General features: G+C 67.7%; 14 protein-coding genes and 1 tRNA gene. 13 read left to right on the forward strand and 2 right to left on the reverse strand.

What is annotated here, in order from left to right:
* Window positions 1–2 precede the first annotated feature (2 nt).
* The 6 genes from selA to FQS62_RS18090 all read left to right on the forward strand — a co-directional run bounded on the left by selA (window position 3) and on the right by FQS62_RS18090 (window position 5,793).
* Window positions 3–1,427 (forward strand): L-seryl-tRNA(Sec) selenium transferase, encoded by a 1,425-nt coding sequence (gene selA, locus FQS62_RS18065; protein WP_088480737.1) that lies wholly within the window; start codon window positions 3–5, stop codon window positions 1,425–1,427.
* Window positions 1,424–3,355, forward strand: coding sequence for a selenocysteine-specific translation elongation factor (gene selB, locus FQS62_RS18070; RefSeq protein ID WP_164158577.1), 1,932 nt, complete (start codon window positions 1,424–1,426; stop codon window positions 3,353–3,355). The genes selA and selB overlap by 4 nt, the downstream gene beginning before the upstream one ends.
* A 24-nt stretch (window positions 3,356–3,379) precedes the next feature.
* Window positions 3,380–3,475, forward strand: a tRNA-Sec gene (locus tag FQS62_RS18075).
* 26 nt (window positions 3,476–3,501) lie between these two features.
* Window positions 3,502–4,581: a selenide, water dikinase SelD gene (selD, locus tag FQS62_RS18080; protein ID WP_164158578.1), complete on the forward strand. Its 1,080-nt coding sequence runs from the start codon at window positions 3,502–3,504 to the stop codon at window positions 4,579–4,581.
* Window positions 4,582–4,651: 70 nt separating this feature from the next.
* The gene (locus FQS62_RS18085; RefSeq protein WP_049443665.1) at window positions 4,652–5,143 is read left to right on the forward strand and encodes a helix-turn-helix domain-containing protein; all 492 of its coding nucleotides are present in this window, start codon (window positions 4,652–4,654) and stop codon (window positions 5,141–5,143) included.
* Complete coding sequence (locus FQS62_RS18090; protein ID WP_164158579.1) at window positions 5,140–5,793, forward strand: nucleotidyl transferase AbiEii/AbiGii toxin family protein; 654 nt, start codon at window positions 5,140–5,142, stop codon at window positions 5,791–5,793. The genes FQS62_RS18085 and FQS62_RS18090 overlap by 4 nt, the downstream gene beginning before the upstream one ends.
* 25 nt (window positions 5,794–5,818) lie before the next feature.
* On the opposite strand, the gene FQS62_RS18095 is transcribed toward FQS62_RS18090, so the two are convergent.
* Window positions 5,819–6,679, reverse strand: coding sequence for a YicC/YloC family endoribonuclease (locus FQS62_RS18095; RefSeq protein WP_019661992.1), 861 nt, complete (start codon window positions 6,677–6,679; stop codon window positions 5,819–5,821).
* 124 nt (window positions 6,680–6,803) lie between these two features.
* Here FQS62_RS18095 and rph point away from each other — a divergent pair, with 124 nt between their 5' ends.
* From rph to pepQ, 7 genes are all read left to right on the forward strand, one after another.
* Window positions 6,804–7,529 carry a ribonuclease PH gene (gene rph / locus FQS62_RS18100; RefSeq protein WP_005410889.1) on the forward strand — a complete coding sequence of 242 codons (726 nt, stop codon included), beginning with the start codon at window positions 6,804–6,806 and terminating at the stop codon, window positions 7,527–7,529.
* The gene (locus FQS62_RS18105) at window positions 7,526–7,915 is read left to right on the forward strand and encodes a VOC family protein (RefSeq protein ID WP_049443669.1); all 390 of its coding nucleotides are present in this window, start codon (window positions 7,526–7,528) and stop codon (window positions 7,913–7,915) included. The genes rph and FQS62_RS18105 overlap by 4 nt, the downstream gene beginning before the upstream one ends.
* Window positions 7,912–8,508: an RdgB/HAM1 family non-canonical purine NTP pyrophosphatase gene (gene rdgB / locus FQS62_RS18110; protein WP_049443671.1), complete on the forward strand. Its 597-nt coding sequence runs from the start codon at window positions 7,912–7,914 to the stop codon at window positions 8,506–8,508. The genes FQS62_RS18105 and rdgB overlap by 4 nt, the downstream gene beginning before the upstream one ends.
* Before the next feature lie 56 nt (window positions 8,509–8,564).
* Window positions 8,565–9,791, forward strand: a complete 1,227-nt coding sequence (gene hemW, locus FQS62_RS18115; protein WP_226053686.1) for a radical SAM family heme chaperone HemW — start codon at window positions 8,565–8,567, stop codon at window positions 9,789–9,791.
* Between the two features lie 165 nt (window positions 9,792–9,956).
* Complete coding sequence (locus FQS62_RS18120; RefSeq protein ID WP_208042864.1) at window positions 9,957–12,236, forward strand: DUF1631 family protein; 2,280 nt, start codon at window positions 9,957–9,959, stop codon at window positions 12,234–12,236.
* The gene (locus tag FQS62_RS18125) at window positions 12,233–12,604 is read left to right on the forward strand and encodes a PilZ domain-containing protein (protein WP_049443677.1); all 372 of its coding nucleotides are present in this window, start codon (window positions 12,233–12,235) and stop codon (window positions 12,602–12,604) included. Before FQS62_RS18120 ends, FQS62_RS18125 begins: the two co-directional genes overlap by 4 nt.
* 75 nt (window positions 12,605–12,679) lie before the next feature.
* Window positions 12,680–14,011, forward strand: a complete 1,332-nt coding sequence (gene pepQ / locus FQS62_RS18130) for a Xaa-Pro dipeptidase (RefSeq protein ID WP_088480742.1) — start codon at window positions 12,680–12,682, stop codon at window positions 14,009–14,011.
* A 551-nt stretch (window positions 14,012–14,562) separates the two neighbouring features.
* On the opposite strand, the gene FQS62_RS18135 is transcribed toward pepQ, so the two are convergent.
* Window positions 14,563–15,885 carry an aminopeptidase P N-terminal domain-containing protein gene (locus tag FQS62_RS18135; protein WP_088480401.1) on the reverse strand — a complete coding sequence of 441 codons (1,323 nt, stop codon included), beginning with the start codon at window positions 15,883–15,885 and terminating at the stop codon, window positions 14,563–14,565.
* Window positions 15,886–15,889: the final 4 nt, after the last annotated feature.

Below are 15,889 nucleotides of genomic sequence, written 5' to 3' on the forward strand. Positions count from 1 at the left end.
CGATGAGCGCCACGCCCCCCACCCCGGCATCGGTTTCCGCCCTGCCCTCGCTGGACCGGGTGCTGCGCCTGCCTGCACTGGCGCCACTGATCGAAGGCCACGGTCGAAGCCGCATCACCCAGCTGCTGCGTTCGCACCTGCAGGTGCTGCGTGAGCGTATCAGCGCCGGCCAGTTGTCGACCGCGCAGCTGCAGGAAGCGGTTGAGGGCCCAGCGCTGGCCGCAGCGGTCGAGGCCGCACTCGCAGCCGATGCACGGTTGGACCTGCAGCCGATGTTCAACCTGACCGGCACCGTGCTGCACACCAATCTCGGCCGCGCATTGCTTCCCGATGCCGCCGTACACGCAGTCACTCGCGCGATGACAGCGCCGGTGGACCTGGAGTTCGACGTCGTACGTGGCCGTCGCGGCGACCGCGATGCACGGGTACAAGCATTGATCTGCGAACTGACCGGCGCTGAAGCCGCCACCGTGGTGAACAACAATGCGGCGGCGGTCCTGCTGCTGCTCAACAGCCTGGCCAACCGCCGCGACGTGGTGGTGTCTCGCGGCGAGCTGGTGGAGATCGGTGGCGCCTTCCGCATTCCCGACGTGATGCGCAGTGCCGGGGCGCGGCTGCTGGAAGTCGGCACCACCAACCGTACCCATCCGGCCGACTTCGCCAACGCCATCGGCGCACGCACCGCATTGCTGATGGAGGTGCACGCCAGCAACTACGCGATCACCGGTTTCACCGCCAAGGTCGACACCGCGGCGATGGCCGCGATCGCGCACGCGCATGGCCTGCCGCTGGTGGTGGACCTGGGCAGTGGCAGCCTGTGCGATCTGGCCACGTTCGGTCTGCCGCACGAACCCACCGTGCAGGAAACGCTGGCGGCCGGCGCCGATCTGGTTTCGTTCAGCGGCGACAAGCTGCTGGGGGGTCCGCAGGCCGGCATCATCGCCGGCCGCGCCGACCTGATCGCGCGGATCAACCGCAACCCGCTCAAGCGCGCACTGCGCATGGACAAGATGGGACTGGCTGCGCTGGAAGCGGTGCTGGCCCTGTACCGCGAACCGGAGCTGCTGACACAGAGGCTGCCCACCCTGCGCACCCTGTCGCGCACGCAGGATGACGTTGCTGCGCAGGCCCATCGCCTGCTGCAGCCGATGCAGTCCGTGCTGGCAGACGACTACACCCTTGAAGAGGCCTCAATGCACAGCCAGGTCGGCAGCGGCGCGCAGCCACAGGCACAGCTGGCCAGCGCCGGACTGCGCATCACCAGCGCACGCCGTGGCGGGCTGGATCGCCTGGCCAAGCGCTTGCGCCAACTACCGCGCCCGGTGCTGGGCCGCATCGCCGATGACGCGTTGTGGCTGGACCTGCGCTGCCTGGAACCCGGGGACGAAGCGGTGTTCCTGGCCCAATGGAGCATGCTGCAGGCATGATCGTCGGCACCGCCGGGCATATCGACCATGGCAAAACAAGCCTGGTACGCGCACTGACCGGCATCGAAACCGATCGCCTGCAGGAAGAGCGTACGCGCGGCATATCGATCGAACTGGGCTACGCCTATGTCCCGGTGGAAAGCACGGACGTCGAAGGCCCGGCCGCGACGCTGGGTTTCGTCGACGTGCCGGGCCATGAGCGCTTCGTGCACACGATGGTGGCCGGTGCCACGGGTATCGATGTCGCCCTGCTGGTGATCGCTGCCGACGACGGCGTGATGCCACAGACCCGCGAGCATCTGGCGATCCTGCAACTGCTGGGCGTGAACCGGGGGGCTGTGGCGCTGACCAAGATCGACCGTGTGGATGCGGCGCGCATCGCCCGGGTCGAGATCGAGATCGCTGCGCTGCTGGCCGCGACACCACTGCAGGATTCCCCTCTGTTCGCCTGCAACAGCACCGCACCCGACGATGCCGGCATCAGCGCACTGCGTACCCAGCTGCACGCGTGGGCAGCGGACGACGCCAGTACGCGCCAGGCCGAACTGCGCAGCGAACTGTTCCGCATGCCGGTGGACCGCGTGTTCTCGCTGGCCGGCCACGGCACGCTGGTGACCGGCGCAGTGCATGGCGGCGTCGCCATGGTGGGCGACCACCTGCAGCTGATGCCCGCCGCCACCGACGTACGCGTGCGCAGCATCCACGCACAGAACCAGGCCAGCGACCACGCGATGGCCGGGCAGCGCTGCGCGCTGAACCTGGCGGCCATCGCCCGTGATGACATCCACCGTGGCGACTGGATCGCCGACCCGCGCGCCCTGCTGGCGACCACCCGGGTCGATGTGCGCCTGCGTCTTTCCGCGTTGTCCGCACCGTTGCGCGACTGGGCGCCGCTGCATATCCACTGGGGCACGATGCACCGGCAGGCCCATGTGGTGCTGCTGGAGGACGACGATCACGGCAATGGGCAGTTGGTGCAACTGGTGTTCGATGCACCCGTCTGTGCGATGTGTGGCGATCGCTTCATTGCCCGCGATTCAGCTGCGGCCCATACGCTGGGTGGTGGCGTCGTGCTCGACCCGGATCCGCCGCAGCGGCGCCGGCGCAGCCCCGCACGGCTCGCCTGGCTGGGAGCACTGGAGCAGCTGGCCGCAGGTGCGGGAATCGGCCCGCTGTTGCAGCAGGCGCCCTTCGGCATACCCATGGCCGCGCTGCAACGGTACTGCCGGCGCGCGGCCGACCGGATCGATCTTCCTGCAGACACGCGACGCATCGCCACCCGCGAAGACACGGTGATCATCCTTGACTCGCATTGGCAGGCATTGCGCGAGCAGTTGATCACCTCACTGCGTGGATGGCATGAGCGACGCCCGGACGAACCGGGTGTCGACAGCGGGCGCCTGCAGCGCAGCACCCTTCCTGCATTGGCAGCAGGACTGTGGAACGCCCTGCTGCAGGACCTGCTTGAAGACGGCCTCGTGCAGCGCGCGGGTGCGTGGTGGCGCCTGCCCGGCCACGACCATGCGCCACCGGAACGCGAACGCTTGCTGCTGGACCGCGTGCTACCTCAGTTGCACGCCGGCGGCTTCGATCCACCGTGGGTGCGTACCCTGGCCGCCGACTTCGGACTGGCCGAAGACGAGGTCCGCGCCGTCCTGCGCCGCGCCGCCGCACGTGGCGAACTGTTTCAAGTGGTGCCGGACCTGTTCTATGCACCCGCGCGCATTTCGGAACTCGCCGCCATCGTCGCGCAGCTGTCACAGGCCAGCGGCACGGTGGATGCGGCCGCCTTCCGCGATGCCATCGGCCTGGGCCGCAAACGCAGCATCCAGATCTTGGAGTTCTTCAATCGCGTTGGCTACACTCGACGCGTCGGTGACCAGCATCGGCCGCGCGGCGACCTGCAGTGGAACGCAGCCCGCGACTGAGCCCACCGGTACCGCCGTACTTTCGGAAGGCATGCGCATCCGGGCATGCGGCTGGGCTTCAAACCCAGTAGGGGGCGTCGATCGTTCCCTGGTAGGTTCGACTCCTGCTGCCTTCCGCCATTCGTGTTTCCGCAGGAGATGTCGGCATGGCCACGCACGCGCAGTCCCCCGCCCCTTCAACGGCCGATGCCCCGCAACGACTGACCTCGCTGGCACACGGTGGTGGCTGCGGCTGCAAGATCGCGCCGGGCGTGCTGACCGAACTGCTGCGCGGCATTCCAGCGCTTCCGGCACCGGCTGAACTGCTGGTCGGCCGCGAGACCAGCGACGACGCGGCGGTGTACCGCCTCGATGACCGCCAGGCCATTGTCGCCACCACTGATTTCTTCATGCCGATCGTCGACGATCCATTCGACTTCGGCCGCATCGCCGCCACCAACGCGCTGTCGGACCTGTATGCGATGGGCGCGCGCCCGCTGTTCGCACTGGCCATCGTCGGCATGCCGATCAACAGCCTGCCGCAGGACACCATCCGCGGCATCCTTCAGGGGGGCGAACGCGCCTGCGCCGATGCCGGCATCGTGGTGGCCGGCGGCCACAGCATCGATTCGGTGGAACCCATCTACGGCCTGGCTGCGATCGGCGTGCTCGATCCGCAGCGGCTCAAGCGCAATGCCGATGCCCGCGCCGGCGACGCGCTGGTGCTGGGCAAACCATTGGGCGTGGGCGTGTATTCGTCAGCGCTGAAAAAAGAAGTGCTGGATGCCGAGGGCTACCGGCAGATGGTCGCGTCGACCACCCGCCTGAACACCGTGGGCGTGCCCCTGGCCGCGCTGGACGGCGTGCACGCCATGACCGATGTCACCGGCTTCGGCCTGCTCGGCCACCTGCTGGAAGTGTGCCGCGCCAGTGGCGTTGCCGCCGAAGTGGACAGCGCGCAGATCCCGCTGCTGCCGCAGACGCTGGAGCTGCTGCAGCGTGGCTGCGTGACCGGTGCCTCCAATCGCAACTGGGCCTCCTATGGCACCGAGGTGCGCTTCGCCGATGGGTTGCCGGCACACTGGCAGCCACTGCTGACCGACCCGCAGACCAGCGGCGGCCTGCTGGTGTCCTGCGCCCCGGAGGCGGTGGATGCGGTGCTGGCCTGCTTCCACGACGCGGGGTTCGGCCAGGCAGCCGTGGTGGGGCGTTTGGGCGAAGGAGCGCCGGGCATCAGCGTGGTTTGAGACGTGAAGGTTTGCCAACGTGCCGCTTCCGGGCACTTGAATCGTGTCCAAAATATTGGACAATCAAGCCATGAACCTGATCGACATCGGCAAGGCGGTTCGCGCCCGCCGTGAGCAGCTTGGTCTGTCGCAAGGCCAACTGGCTCATCTCAGCGGCCTTTCCCGGCAAACCGTGGTCGGCCTGGAAGGGGGCACCCTGAGTGACCTGGGTGTCAATCGCGTGGGACAGGTGATGGCCGTGCTCGGTCTGGATGTACCGGCACCCACCACCGAAAGCCGGCTGCGCAAGCAAGGCCTGAAAATGGCCGCACGCACCGCCAACGTGAGCTACGCAAGCGAACTGACGGCTGGCGAGCTGGCGCGCGTGCTGGTCAGTGGGGAAGTTCCTGCCACCTACGCGGCGCAGATGGCGCACCTGCTGGATGAAGCCCCTCCCGCCATGATGGTGATGGCGGTCGAAGAAGCTGCAATCGGCGCGCAGATGCCACCACGGCGCATCTGGCGCAACGTGGCGAAGATGGCCAACACACTTTCTGCCCATCGCAAGGACCTGTGGATGTGAACCGCGAATTGCCGGCCGGCGCCTGGCAGGCGCTGCTGCCTCGGGCGCTTGTCCTCATCGGGGAGATCCAGCGCCACGGCGGCATCACCGATCCGTTCTGGACCTTGGGCGGCGGAACGGTGCTGATGTTTCGACATCGGCACCGGCTCAGCAAGGACATCGACATCTTCGTGCCGAATCCCCAGTACCTGGGGTTCGTTACTCCCCGCTTGAGCGATATGGCCGCGAGCCTTACCGGCGACTACAGCGAAGATCCCAGCGCCTGGGTAAAGCTGCAGTTCGAGGAAGGCGAGGTGGATTTCGTCGCGGCCCCCAATCTTCTCGATGACGCCTGGGAGGAATGGACGATCGATGGTCAGCGCATACGGGTGGAAACGTCGGCGGAAATCATCGCCAAGAAAATGTTCCATCGGGGGCATCGAACAACGGCCCGAGACCTGTTCGATCTTGCGCTGGTCATCGAACGCGAGCCGGACGCGCTGGCGGCCGCCGCAGACGCACTGGTCCGCCATCGATCAACGTTTCTTGATCAGATCCGCAATCCCCATCCGACATTGAAGATTGCGTTCAAGGCCATCGACACGCTGGACTACACGCCAGACTTCGACCACTGCGTCGCGATAGCCGGGGACTACCTGGAAGGACTGTGATCCTCCCAGGCAATTGCGCGGAACATCACTCGATGTTCTGCACCTGTTCGCGGATCTGGTCGATCAGCACCTTCAGCTCCACCGCGGCATTGGACGTGCGGCTGTCCACCGACTTCGACCCCAGCGTGTTGGCTTCGCGGTTGAACTCCTGCAGCAGGAAGTCCAGGCGGCGGCCGACCGGCTCGCGCTGCTTGAGCACGCGGCGGATCTCGACGATATGGCTGCCAAGACGGTCCAGCTCTTCATCCACGTCCAGCTTCTGCAGCCAAAGCACCAGCTCCTGCTCGGCGCGGCCGGGGTCAACCGGGTGCGGCAGGTCGGCCAGGCGTGCGGCCAGCTTGGCGCGCTGGCCGTCGCGAATGGCCGGAATCAGCGTGCGCACTTCGGTGGCGATGCGCTCGATGCCGTCCACACGCTCGCTGATGGCCGCAGACAACTTGCCGCCTTCGCGCTCACGGGCCTCGACGAAGCCATCCAGCACCTGGTCCAGCAGCGCCAGCGCCTCGACCTGCAGGGCGGCGGCATCGGTGGCCTCGCCACGGGTCACGCCCGGCAGCTGCAGCAGGTCGGTGAAGCTGACCTGCAGGTTGGGGAAATCAGAGGTCAGGCGGTGGGCCAGGCGGCCCAGCTGGCCCAGCAGGGCCTCGTCCACCTGCAGGTTGGCCGCCGCTTCCGGCGCGCGCAGGCGCATCACCAGATCCAGCTTGCCGCGGCTCAGACGTGCGGCGATGCGCTCGCGCAACTGCGGTTCGAGCGCGCGCAGTTCCTCGGGCAGGCGGGTGCCGACCTCCAGGAAACGGTGGTTGACCGAGCGCAGCTCGCAGCCGAGCGTGCCCCACGGGGTGACCCGCTCGCCGCCGGCATAGGCGGTCATGCTTCGAATCATGGATTGTGTCCGGTGCGTGCAAAGGGGGAATGGTACCCTAGCGCCCTCACCAGAGCCCCCTTGCCCGCCCCGTGAAGGCCGCGGGCGTGGCGGCGTACTCCCTCGCCATTACGGAACCCGCACCATGTCCGATTCCCGCCCCAGCGGCCGCCAGCCCGACCAGCTCCGCCCGGTCGTCATCCAACGCGGCTTCACCCGCCATGCCGAAGGTTCGGTGCTGGTGTGCTTCGGTGAAACCCGTGTGCTGTGCACCGCCAGCGTCGAGAACCGCGTGCCGGGCTTCCTGCGTGGCAAGGGCGAAGGCTGGGTGACCGCCGAGTACGGCATGCTGCCGCGCGCCACCCACACCCGCAGCGACCGCGAAGCGGCCCGTGGCAAGCAGGGTGGCCGCACGCTGGAGATCCAGCGCCTGATCGGCCGCAGCCTGCGTGCCTGCGTGGACCGCAACGCGCTGGGCGAGCGCACCATCACCCTCGACTGCGACGTGCTGCAGGCCGATGGTGGCACCCGCACCGCCGCCATCACCGGCGCCTACGTGGCCCTGGTCGATGCGGTGAACGTGCTGATGAAGCGTGGCGACATCAAGCGCAACCCGATCCTGGGCGCAGTGGCTGCCGTGTCGGTAGGCGTCTACCGCGGCACTCCGGTGCTGGACCTGGACTACGCCGAAGACAGCGACTGCGACACCGACATGAACGTGGTGATGAACGACGGTGGCGGCTTCATCGAGCTGCAGGGCACCGCCGAAGGCCATGCCTTCCGCCGCGATGAACTGGATGCGCTGCTGGGCCTGGCCGAGAAGGGCGTGGGCGAACTGCTGGCCGCACAGCAGGCGGCGCTGTCGGCATGAACCGCCGGATCGCCCTGACCACCCTGGTGGTGGCCGACTATGACGAAGCCATTGCCTGGTACACCGGCAAGCTTGGCTTCGCACTGCTGGAAGACATCGACCAGGGCCACAAGCGCTGGGTGGTGGTGGGGCCGACCGACGGCAGCGCCGCCGCCCTGCTGCTGGCCCGCGCCAGCAACGAGGAACAGCGCAGCCGCATCGGCAACCAGACCGGTGGCCGCGTCGGCTTCTTCCTCAACACCGACGACTTCCATCGCGACCACGCGGCGATGGTCGCCGCCGGCGTCGAGTTCCTGGAAGCGCCGCGCGAAGAGCCCTATGCAACAGTTGCGGTGTTCCGCGATCTGTATGGCAACACCTGGGACCTGCTGGAGCCCCGTCAATGAAGAAACTGGTACTGGCCAGCCACAACGCCGGCAAGCTGGTGGAGATGCAGGAGATCCTCGCCGACCTGCCGCTGCAGATCACCTCGGCCGCCGAACTGGGCCTGGGCGACGTGGATGAGACCGGCCTGACCTTCGTCGAGAACGCGCTGCTGAAGGCGCGCGCGGCCTGCGAAGCGACCGGCCTGCCGGCGCTGGCCGATGATTCGGGCCTGATCGTCGATGCCCTCGGCGGTGCGCCGGGCCTGTACAGCGCGCGCTACGCGGGCCACCCGACCAACGCCGCGGCCAACAACGCCAAGCTGCTGGACGCAATGAATGACGTTCCCGATGGCCAGCGCAGCGCCCGCTTCTATGCGGTGATCGTGCTGCTGCGCCACGCCACCGACCCGCAGCCGCTGATCTGTGAAGGCCGCTGGGAAGGCCAGATCATCCGCGAACTGCGTGGCACGAATGGTTTTGGCTACAACCCGGTGTTCCTGGACACCACCCACGGCCTGACCGCCGCGGAAATGGAGCCGGCATTGAAGAACGCCATCAGCCACCGCGCGATTGCCCTGCAGCAGCTCAAGCAGCAGCTGGCGACGCTGTACTGACGCCACCCGATCGAACCAGGGAAGCCGGCCAGCGGCCGGCACTACCGAAGAAGCCCATGCCGCACGCCCACGACCACTGCAACCACCTGCCCGGCGAAGCCTGCTCCGCTGACCACGACAGCCCGCCACGACTGGTGCCACCACCGCTGTCGTTGTACGTGCACCTGCCCTGGTGCGTGCGCAAATGCCCGTACTGCGATTTCAATTCGCACCAGGCCAAGGGCGAGCTGCCGTTCGACGCCTACATCGATGCACTGCTGCGCGATCTGGACCAGGACCTGCCACTGGTCTGGGGCCGGGTGGTGCACAGCGTGTTCTTCGGTGGCGGGACGCCCAGCCTGTTTCCGCCGGAGGCGATCGACCGCTTCCTGCAGCAGGCCAGCGCGCGCCTGCGCTTTGCCCCCAACGCCGAAATCACCCTGGAAACCAACCCGGGCACGGCCGAGCATGGCCGCTTCGACCGCTACCGCGCGGCCGGCGTCAACCGCCTCAGCTTCGGCATCCAGAGTTTCGACGACGCCATGCTCAAGCGCCTGGGCCGCATCCACGACAGTGGCGAAGCCGAGCGCGCAGTGAAGATGGCGCAGGACGCGGGCTACGACAACTTCAACATCGACCTGATGTACGCGCTGCCGGAACAGACCCTGGCCGGCGCCGAGGCCGACCTGGAACGTGCATTCGCGCTGCAGCCGGCGCACATCTCGCACTACCAGCTGACCCTGGAACCGAACACGGTGTTCTTCGCGCGGCCGCCGCAGGGCATTCCCGATGAAGACAACGCCTGGGACATGCAGGAACACTGCCAGGCCCTGCTGGCACAGGCCGGTTTCGGCCAGTACGAAGTCAGTGCCTACGCCCGCCCCGGCCGGCAGAGCGCCCACAACCTGAACTACTGGCGCTTCGGCGACTACCTGGGCATCGGTGCCGGCGCGCACGGCAAGATCAGCTCGGGCGCCGAGGAACACGTGCTGCGCCGCTGGAAGCTGAAGCATCCGCAGGCCTACCTGGACAGCGCTGGCACTCCGGCCTCGTTCGGTGGCGACGACGTGATCGCAGCCGAGCGCCTGCCGTTCGAGTACATGCTCAACCTGCTGCGCCTGCACGAAGGTTTCGGCCTGCGCGATTTCGAGTCGCGCACCGGGCTGCCGCGCAGCGTGCTGGACGCACCGCTGGCCAAGGCCGTGCAGCGCGGCTGGCTGGACGTGACGGATGGGCACGTGCAGCCGACCGAACTGGGCCGCCGCTTCACCAACGATGTGGTGAGCCTGTTCCTGGAAGATTGATGCTCGCGTGACAGAGGGTCGTGCCGGCCAACGGTCGGCGCGAGCGTTCATCCGTCGGGCCATGCCTGGCGAACGGAGTGCACATTCACCCTAAAGTAGCGCCGACGGCGGCCGACACGGTAGATTCACAAGATCGATCCGCGGGAATCCGGGTACCGCCTGCCGATGTCAGCTGTCTTCTCCATAACCTCTGCCGACAACGCCCGTCTGGCTGCCAGTAACCTGCCACCGCGGGTGCGTGAGCTGCTGGGCGGCTTGATCGGCCTGTGCCGGCAGACGCTGGCCGCCCCTCTGATCCTGACCGTCGAAGCGCTGGAACAGACGCTGTTGCACGACGCCGATCGCGCGCGCAATCCACAGCTGCAGGCCGAACTGATGGCCCAGCGCGGCCAGCTGCACGCCTTCTCCGGCCATTTCGCCGACCGCATGCTCGATGCCGTGGCCGACGCGCTGATACGTTTGCGCGAACCCGCTGCCGGCAGCCCAACCGCTGCCACGCCGCCGCCATTGCCCGGCATGCTCGGGCTGTCGCTGGTCGATGAACATGAAGTGGACCGCGACCTGCTGCTGACCGAGATGGTGCGGCGGGAAACGCTGCGTTCGACCAACACGCTGAACCTGCTGGGCCAACGGCTGGGCGTACTGGCCGCGGCACCGGCCTTCGAGGCCGACACCCTGCCGCTGGCCCCGCAGGCACTGTGCGCGATGCTGCGCCGGATCGCCGAACAGGATGCGCTCGGCGTGGAAGTCCAGTTGGCGCTGTATCGCAGCTTCGAGCGCCAGGTGCTGGAACGCCTGGGCGACATCCTCGACCGCGCCAATGCCCTGCTGGCGCAGAACGGCGTGCTGCCCGGCCTGGTCTACACCCCCTACCTGGCGCGCTCGGCGAGCACGCGGCGGATCATCACCCAGTCGGTGGGCGGTGGACGTACCACCCAGCCAGCCAAGCGCACCGCGGCGCCACTGACCGGGTGGAACGGATCGGCACCCGCCGGTTCCTGGTCGAGTCTGGTGCAGGACGCTTTCCAGGATGGCGGCGCAGCCGGCACGGCCCTGCCCGGCCTGACCACCTCCACCGGCAGCGCGCTGCATGAGCTGCTGCAGCAGGCACGCCATGCCAGCACAGCACCCGCGGACCGCGATGCGGTGCCGAGCGCGGCAGTTGACGCGGTGCTCGCGCGCCTGCAGGCCCAGTCCAGCTCGGCCACCGGCGTCGCCGACCTGCAGGCCGCCGTAGTGGCGCAGCTGCGCAGTGAGCACGGGACACAGGCGCAGCTGGGCAGCCACGACCGTGACAACCTCGACCTGCTGCGCATGCTGATGCAGCAGGTACAGCAGCAACAACGCCCGGACCCGGTGCCGGCCGCCCTGCTGGCGCGCCTGCAGGTGCCCTTGGCACGCGCGGCCATGGCCGATCCGGGCTTCTTCGTACGCGACGAGCACCCGGCGCGCGAACTGCTCAACCAGATTGCCGAAGTCGGCGCCAACTGGCTGGGCGACGATGATGTCGACCCGCAGTTGCTGCAGCGCATGGCGCAGAGCGTGCAGGGCCTGCTGGGCCAGGACGCACGGGCGCCGGACGCCTTCGCCGCCGCCAACGAAGACGTGCAGCAGCACCAGCGCGCGGCGGCCCATCGTGCCGAACTGGCCGAGCGCCGCCATGTGGAAGCCGCGCGCGGCAAGGAGCGGTTGGAACTGGCTCGTCGCCAGGCCACCGCACAGATCGACCAGTGCTGCGAAGCGCAGTCGCCACCGCGCTTCGTGCAGACCCTGCTGCGCCAGGCCTGGGCCGACGCCCTGACCCTGACCCGCCTGCGCCACGGCGACGACTCACCGCAGTGGCAGGAACGTCTGCAGCAGACCCAGCGCATCGCCGCCATCACCGCGCAGGCCGTTGATGCCCCTGATGGCACCGATGCCGCGCTCGCCGCCGACGTCGAGGCCGCCCTGCTGCAGGTCGGCTACCACGCCGAAGAAGCCGCCGCCGTCGCGCGCAGGCTGGCTACGCCCGGCGGCGAGGACGAGAGCACCTCGCGTACCGAACTCAGTGCCCGCCTGAAAGCACGTGCGCGTCTGGGCGAGCACGCCGGTACGCCCACCGGCACCGCGTCTGCAACGCCCCGCAGCAGTGCCGAAGAAGCGGCCTACCAGCAGCTGTCCACGCTGCCGTTCGGCAGCTGGTTCGACATCGACACCGGTGATGGCACGCTGCGCCGCCAGCGCCTGTCCTGGTACAGCCTGCTGACCGGCCACGCCCTGTTCGTCAATCCGCGCGGGCAGAAGATCGCCGATACCGACCTGGATACGCTGGCCCGGCAGGTCAGCGCCGGCCGTGCGCAGCTGGTCACCGAAGACAAGGCCCGGCTGGTCGACCGCGCCTGGGAAGCCAGCCTTGGCGCGTTGCGCGCGTTGGCGGCCGGCCACACGCAGGAGACTTCCGCATGACTACCCAGCCGCAGGACACCCGTCGCGCGCCGCGCCGCCAGGTCTCGGATCTGGTCCCGGTCACCGACCAGATGCGCGAATGCGTGGTGGGCCGTCTCGGCAATGTTTCCGAAACCGGCATGCTGATGCTGGCCAGCGCACCGTTGCGCGAGGATGCGCTGTACCAGCTGCGCTTCCCGCTGCCACTGGGTGACGGCCGCCAGCAGGACATTGATGTGGGCGTGCATCTGCTGTGGAGTGAGCCCGCGCACGTTCCCGGGCAGAGCTGGACCGGCTTCCGCTTCCTGACCCTGTCACGCGAACATCGGCAGCTGCTGCGCCAGTGGGTGGGCGAAGACAGCGACGAGGGACCGGTTTCGACGGCCTGAGTGCCGGTTCCGGCACAGCGGTTTTTCGCGGTATGCGGCAGAATCTAGGGCCGTTTTCCGTGTCGAGCCACCGCAATGATCCAGCAAGACCCCGGCGCCCTGTATTCCGACCACCTGGCCGTGCTCTGTCGACGCGCCGAACAGGCGCTGGCCCGCGGCGGCTTCGATCACCTGGTGGTGCCCAGCGGCACCCTGCACTACCAGGTGTTCGACGACCGCGACTACCCGTATGCGGTCAATCCGCAGTTCAAGGCCTGGCTGCCGCTGACCCGTGTGCCCAACAGCTGGATCGTGTTCACCCCTGGCAAGCGTCCGGCAGTGATCTTCCACCAGCCCTTCGATTACTGGCACGTGGTACCCGATGCGCCGAGTGGCTGGTGGGTGGAGCACTTCGACATCCACATCATCCGCAAGCCGGAAGAAGCGCTGGCCCTGCTACCGGCCGACCCGTCGCGCTGCGCGATCCTCGGCGAGCCGCAGAGCGCGCTGGGCAACTACGTGCCGAACAATCCGGCGCCGGTAGTGAACTACCTGGAATGGCACCGCGGCAGCAAGACGCCGTATGAAATCGCGCTGATGCGCCAGGCGCAGGTGCTGGGTGTGCGCGGCCACCGCGCTGCCGAAGCCGCGTTCCGCAACGGCGCCGACGAGTTCAGCATCCACATGGCGTACTGCCAGGCCGTGGGCCAGGATGCCAACGAGCTGCCCTACGGCAACATCGTAGCGCTGAACGAACATGCCGCCGTGCTGCATTACACCGAGCTTGGCCGCAAGGCACCGCAGCCGCTGCGCAGCTTCCTGATCGATGCCGGTGCCAGCGCGCACGGCTACGCCAGCGACATCACCCGCACCTACGCCGCGCAGGGCCACGACGAATTCGCGGCGATGATCGCCGCCGTCGATGCCGCCCAGCAGCAGATGTGCGCGGCGGTGCGTCCGGGCTTCGACTACAAGCAGCTGCATGTGGACGCGCATCTTTCGCTGATGGGCGTGCTGAAGGACTTCGGCGTGATCAAGGTCTCGCCGCAGACCGCGCTGGAGACCGGCGTCAGCGCCGCATTCTTCCCGCACGGCATCGGCCACCTGATCGGCCTGCAGGTGCACGACGTGGCCGGTTTCGCGGCCAGCGACGAGGGCGGCCGCATCGAGCGCCCGGCCGGCCACCCGTACCTGCGCCTGACCCGCGTGCTGGAACCGGGCATGGTGGTGACCATCGAACCGGGCCTGTACTTCATCGACATGCTGTTGAACGAAGTGAAGGACGCCGGCCATGGCGATGCGATCAACTGGGACCGCGTGGACTTCTTCCGTCCGTATGGCGGCATCCGCATCGAAGACGAAGTGCTGTGCACCGAGGGCGAGGCGGACAACCTGACGCGGCCGGAGTTTGCGGCGGCGAACGGCTGAGCCCCTCGCGGTTGCCCGTTGAATCAAAAGCCGCGCTTGGCCGGGCGGGGTGGGTTTGCAGGACACGCCGTAAACCCATCCATGGGGGCTCGATGGCGCCATCCATGGCGCCAACGGTCCTGCAAACCCACCCCGCCCAGCCTTTGACAGTTTCCTGCCGCGTCCAACCACGGAAAAGAAATAAAGAAAAGCAGAAGCGGGTCGCTCGCTGCGCTCGCTCTGTGTCGACCAAGGTCGACACCTACCAACAGCCGCCCGCCCCAACAATCGCAGTGCCAGTAGATCCACGCCATGCGTGGATGATTCATTCGATATCTGACAGATGTGCCGACCAACGGTCGGCACCCACCAACAGCCCCGTGAACCTGTCGAAGGCGGGGTACTGTGGGTTTGCGGGGTGTGAGCCGCATGGATGCGGCGACCAAGCCTCCAGGGATGGATTCACGGCGTCCCCGCAAACCCACAGTGCCCCGCCATCCCACGGAATGCCCGCTGTTGCTGTTGCCCTGGCTTGAAGCAGGTGCAGGGCTGCAAGCCCTGCAGAACACCCCTTACCCCGCCATCACCGCTTCGATCTCGTCGGCACTGCGCGCCAGGCCTTCGGTCAGCACGCGATGGCCGTCGTCGGTGATCAGCACATCATCCTCGGTACGGATGCCGATGCCGCGCCAGCGTGGTTCCACCGTCGTATCGTCCACGCCGATGTACAGCCCCGGCTCGATGGTGAACGCCATGCCCGGCTCCAGCAGGCGCGAATCGCCTGCCAGGCGGTAATCGCCCACGTCGTGCACGTCCAGCCCGATCCAGTGCCCGGTCTTGTGCCGGTAGAAACGCTGGTACAAGCCTTCGGACAGGTTCTTTTCCAGCGTGCCCTTCAGCAGGCCCAGCCGCAGCAGGCCTTCGGTCAGGGTCTGCACCGCGGCCAGGTGGCCACTCTCGTACGGTACGCCTGGCTTGGCCTGCGCCAACGCAGCGGCCTGCGCATCGCCGACGAGGTCGTGCAGCGCACGCTGCTCGGCACTGAAGCGGCCGTTCACCGGGAAGGTGCGGGTGATGTCGCTGGCATAGCCGCGGTATTCGGCACCGGCATCGATCAACACCAGTTCGCCATCGCGCGAACGCGCGTTGTTGTCGCGGTAATGCAGGATGCAGCCGTTGCGACCAGCACCGACGATGCTGCAGTAGGCCGGCACGGCATCGTTGGCACGGAACACGCGCTCCAGCTCGGCCTGCAGTTCGTACTCGTGGATGCCCGCCCTGGCCGCCTTCATCGCCGCCAGATGCGCACGCACGCTGATCTGCGCGGCGTGGTGCATCAGCGCCACTTCGGCGCCGGACTTGAACAGGCGCTGCTCGTGCAGCAGGTGGCCCAGTTCAAGGAACTCATGCGGTGGCTGCGCACCGTGGCGCACCTGCGAACGTACACGGTTGACCCAGCCGATCAGCTTCAGGTCGAAATCCGCGTCGCGGCCGAAGTGGTAGTAGACGCGCGAACGGCCTTCCAGCAGGCCCGGCAGGATGTCGTCCAGATCGTCGATCGGGTAGGCATCGTCCATGCCGAACTGCGCTACCGCACCGTCCTGGCCGGCACGGCTGCCGTCCCAGGCCTCGCGTTCGGCATCGCGCTCGCGGCAGAACAGTATGGCCTCGCCGTGGCGGCGGCCCGGGATCAGCACCAGCACCGCTTCCGGCTCCGGGAAGCCGCTCAGGTACTGGAAATCCGAATCCTGCCGGAACGGGTAATGGGTATCGAGGCTGCGCACCTTCTCGGCCGCGGCCGGAAGCACCAGAATCGCGTCCTCGCCGGCCATGTCCATCAGCTGGCGGCGGCGACGCTTGTATTCGCCGGCCGCGATGCCGGTGCGCTGCTTGATGTCC

This window comes from Stenotrophomonas sp. SBJS02 (assembly GCF_020428325.2).
In the GTDB taxonomy this organism is placed as follows: domain Bacteria; phylum Pseudomonadota; class Gammaproteobacteria; order Xanthomonadales; family Xanthomonadaceae; genus Stenotrophomonas; species Stenotrophomonas africana.

Bases quoted from the DNA above. Each gene is read 5' to 3' on its own strand.
- hemW (WP_226053686.1), top strand. From the start codon at position 8,565: ATGCCGCACGCCCACGACCACTGCAACCACCTGCCCGGCGAAGCCTGC.
- FQS62_RS18085 (WP_049443665.1), top strand. From the start codon at position 4,652: ATGAACCTGATCGACATCGGCAAGGCGGTTCGCGCCCGCCGTGAGCAG.
- rph (WP_005410889.1), top strand. From the start codon at position 6,804: ATGTCCGATTCCCGCCCCAGCGGCCGCCAGCCCGACCAGCTCCGCCCG.
- FQS62_RS18120 (WP_208042864.1), top strand. From the start codon at position 9,957: ATGTCAGCTGTCTTCTCCATAACCTCTGCCGACAACGCCCGTCTGGCT.
- selA (WP_088480737.1), top strand. From the start codon at position 3: ATGAGCGCCACGCCCCCCACCCCGGCATCGGTTTCCGCCCTGCCCTCG.
- selD (WP_164158578.1), top strand. From the start codon at position 3,502: ATGGCCACGCACGCGCAGTCCCCCGCCCCTTCAACGGCCGATGCCCCG.
- rdgB (WP_049443671.1), top strand. From the start codon at position 7,912: ATGAAGAAACTGGTACTGGCCAGCCACAACGCCGGCAAGCTGGTGGAG.
- FQS62_RS18105 (WP_049443669.1), top strand. From the start codon at position 7,526: ATGAACCGCCGGATCGCCCTGACCACCCTGGTGGTGGCCGACTATGAC.
- selB (WP_164158577.1), top strand. From the start codon at position 1,424: ATGATCGTCGGCACCGCCGGGCATATCGACCATGGCAAAACAAGCCTG.
- pepQ (WP_088480742.1), top strand. From the start codon at position 12,680: ATGATCCAGCAAGACCCCGGCGCCCTGTATTCCGACCACCTGGCCGTG.
- FQS62_RS18125 (WP_049443677.1), top strand. From the start codon at position 12,233: ATGACTACCCAGCCGCAGGACACCCGTCGCGCGCCGCGCCGCCAGGTC.
- FQS62_RS18095 (WP_019661992.1), bottom strand. From the start codon at position 6,679: ATGATTCGAAGCATGACCGCCTATGCCGGCGGCGAGCGGGTCACCCCG.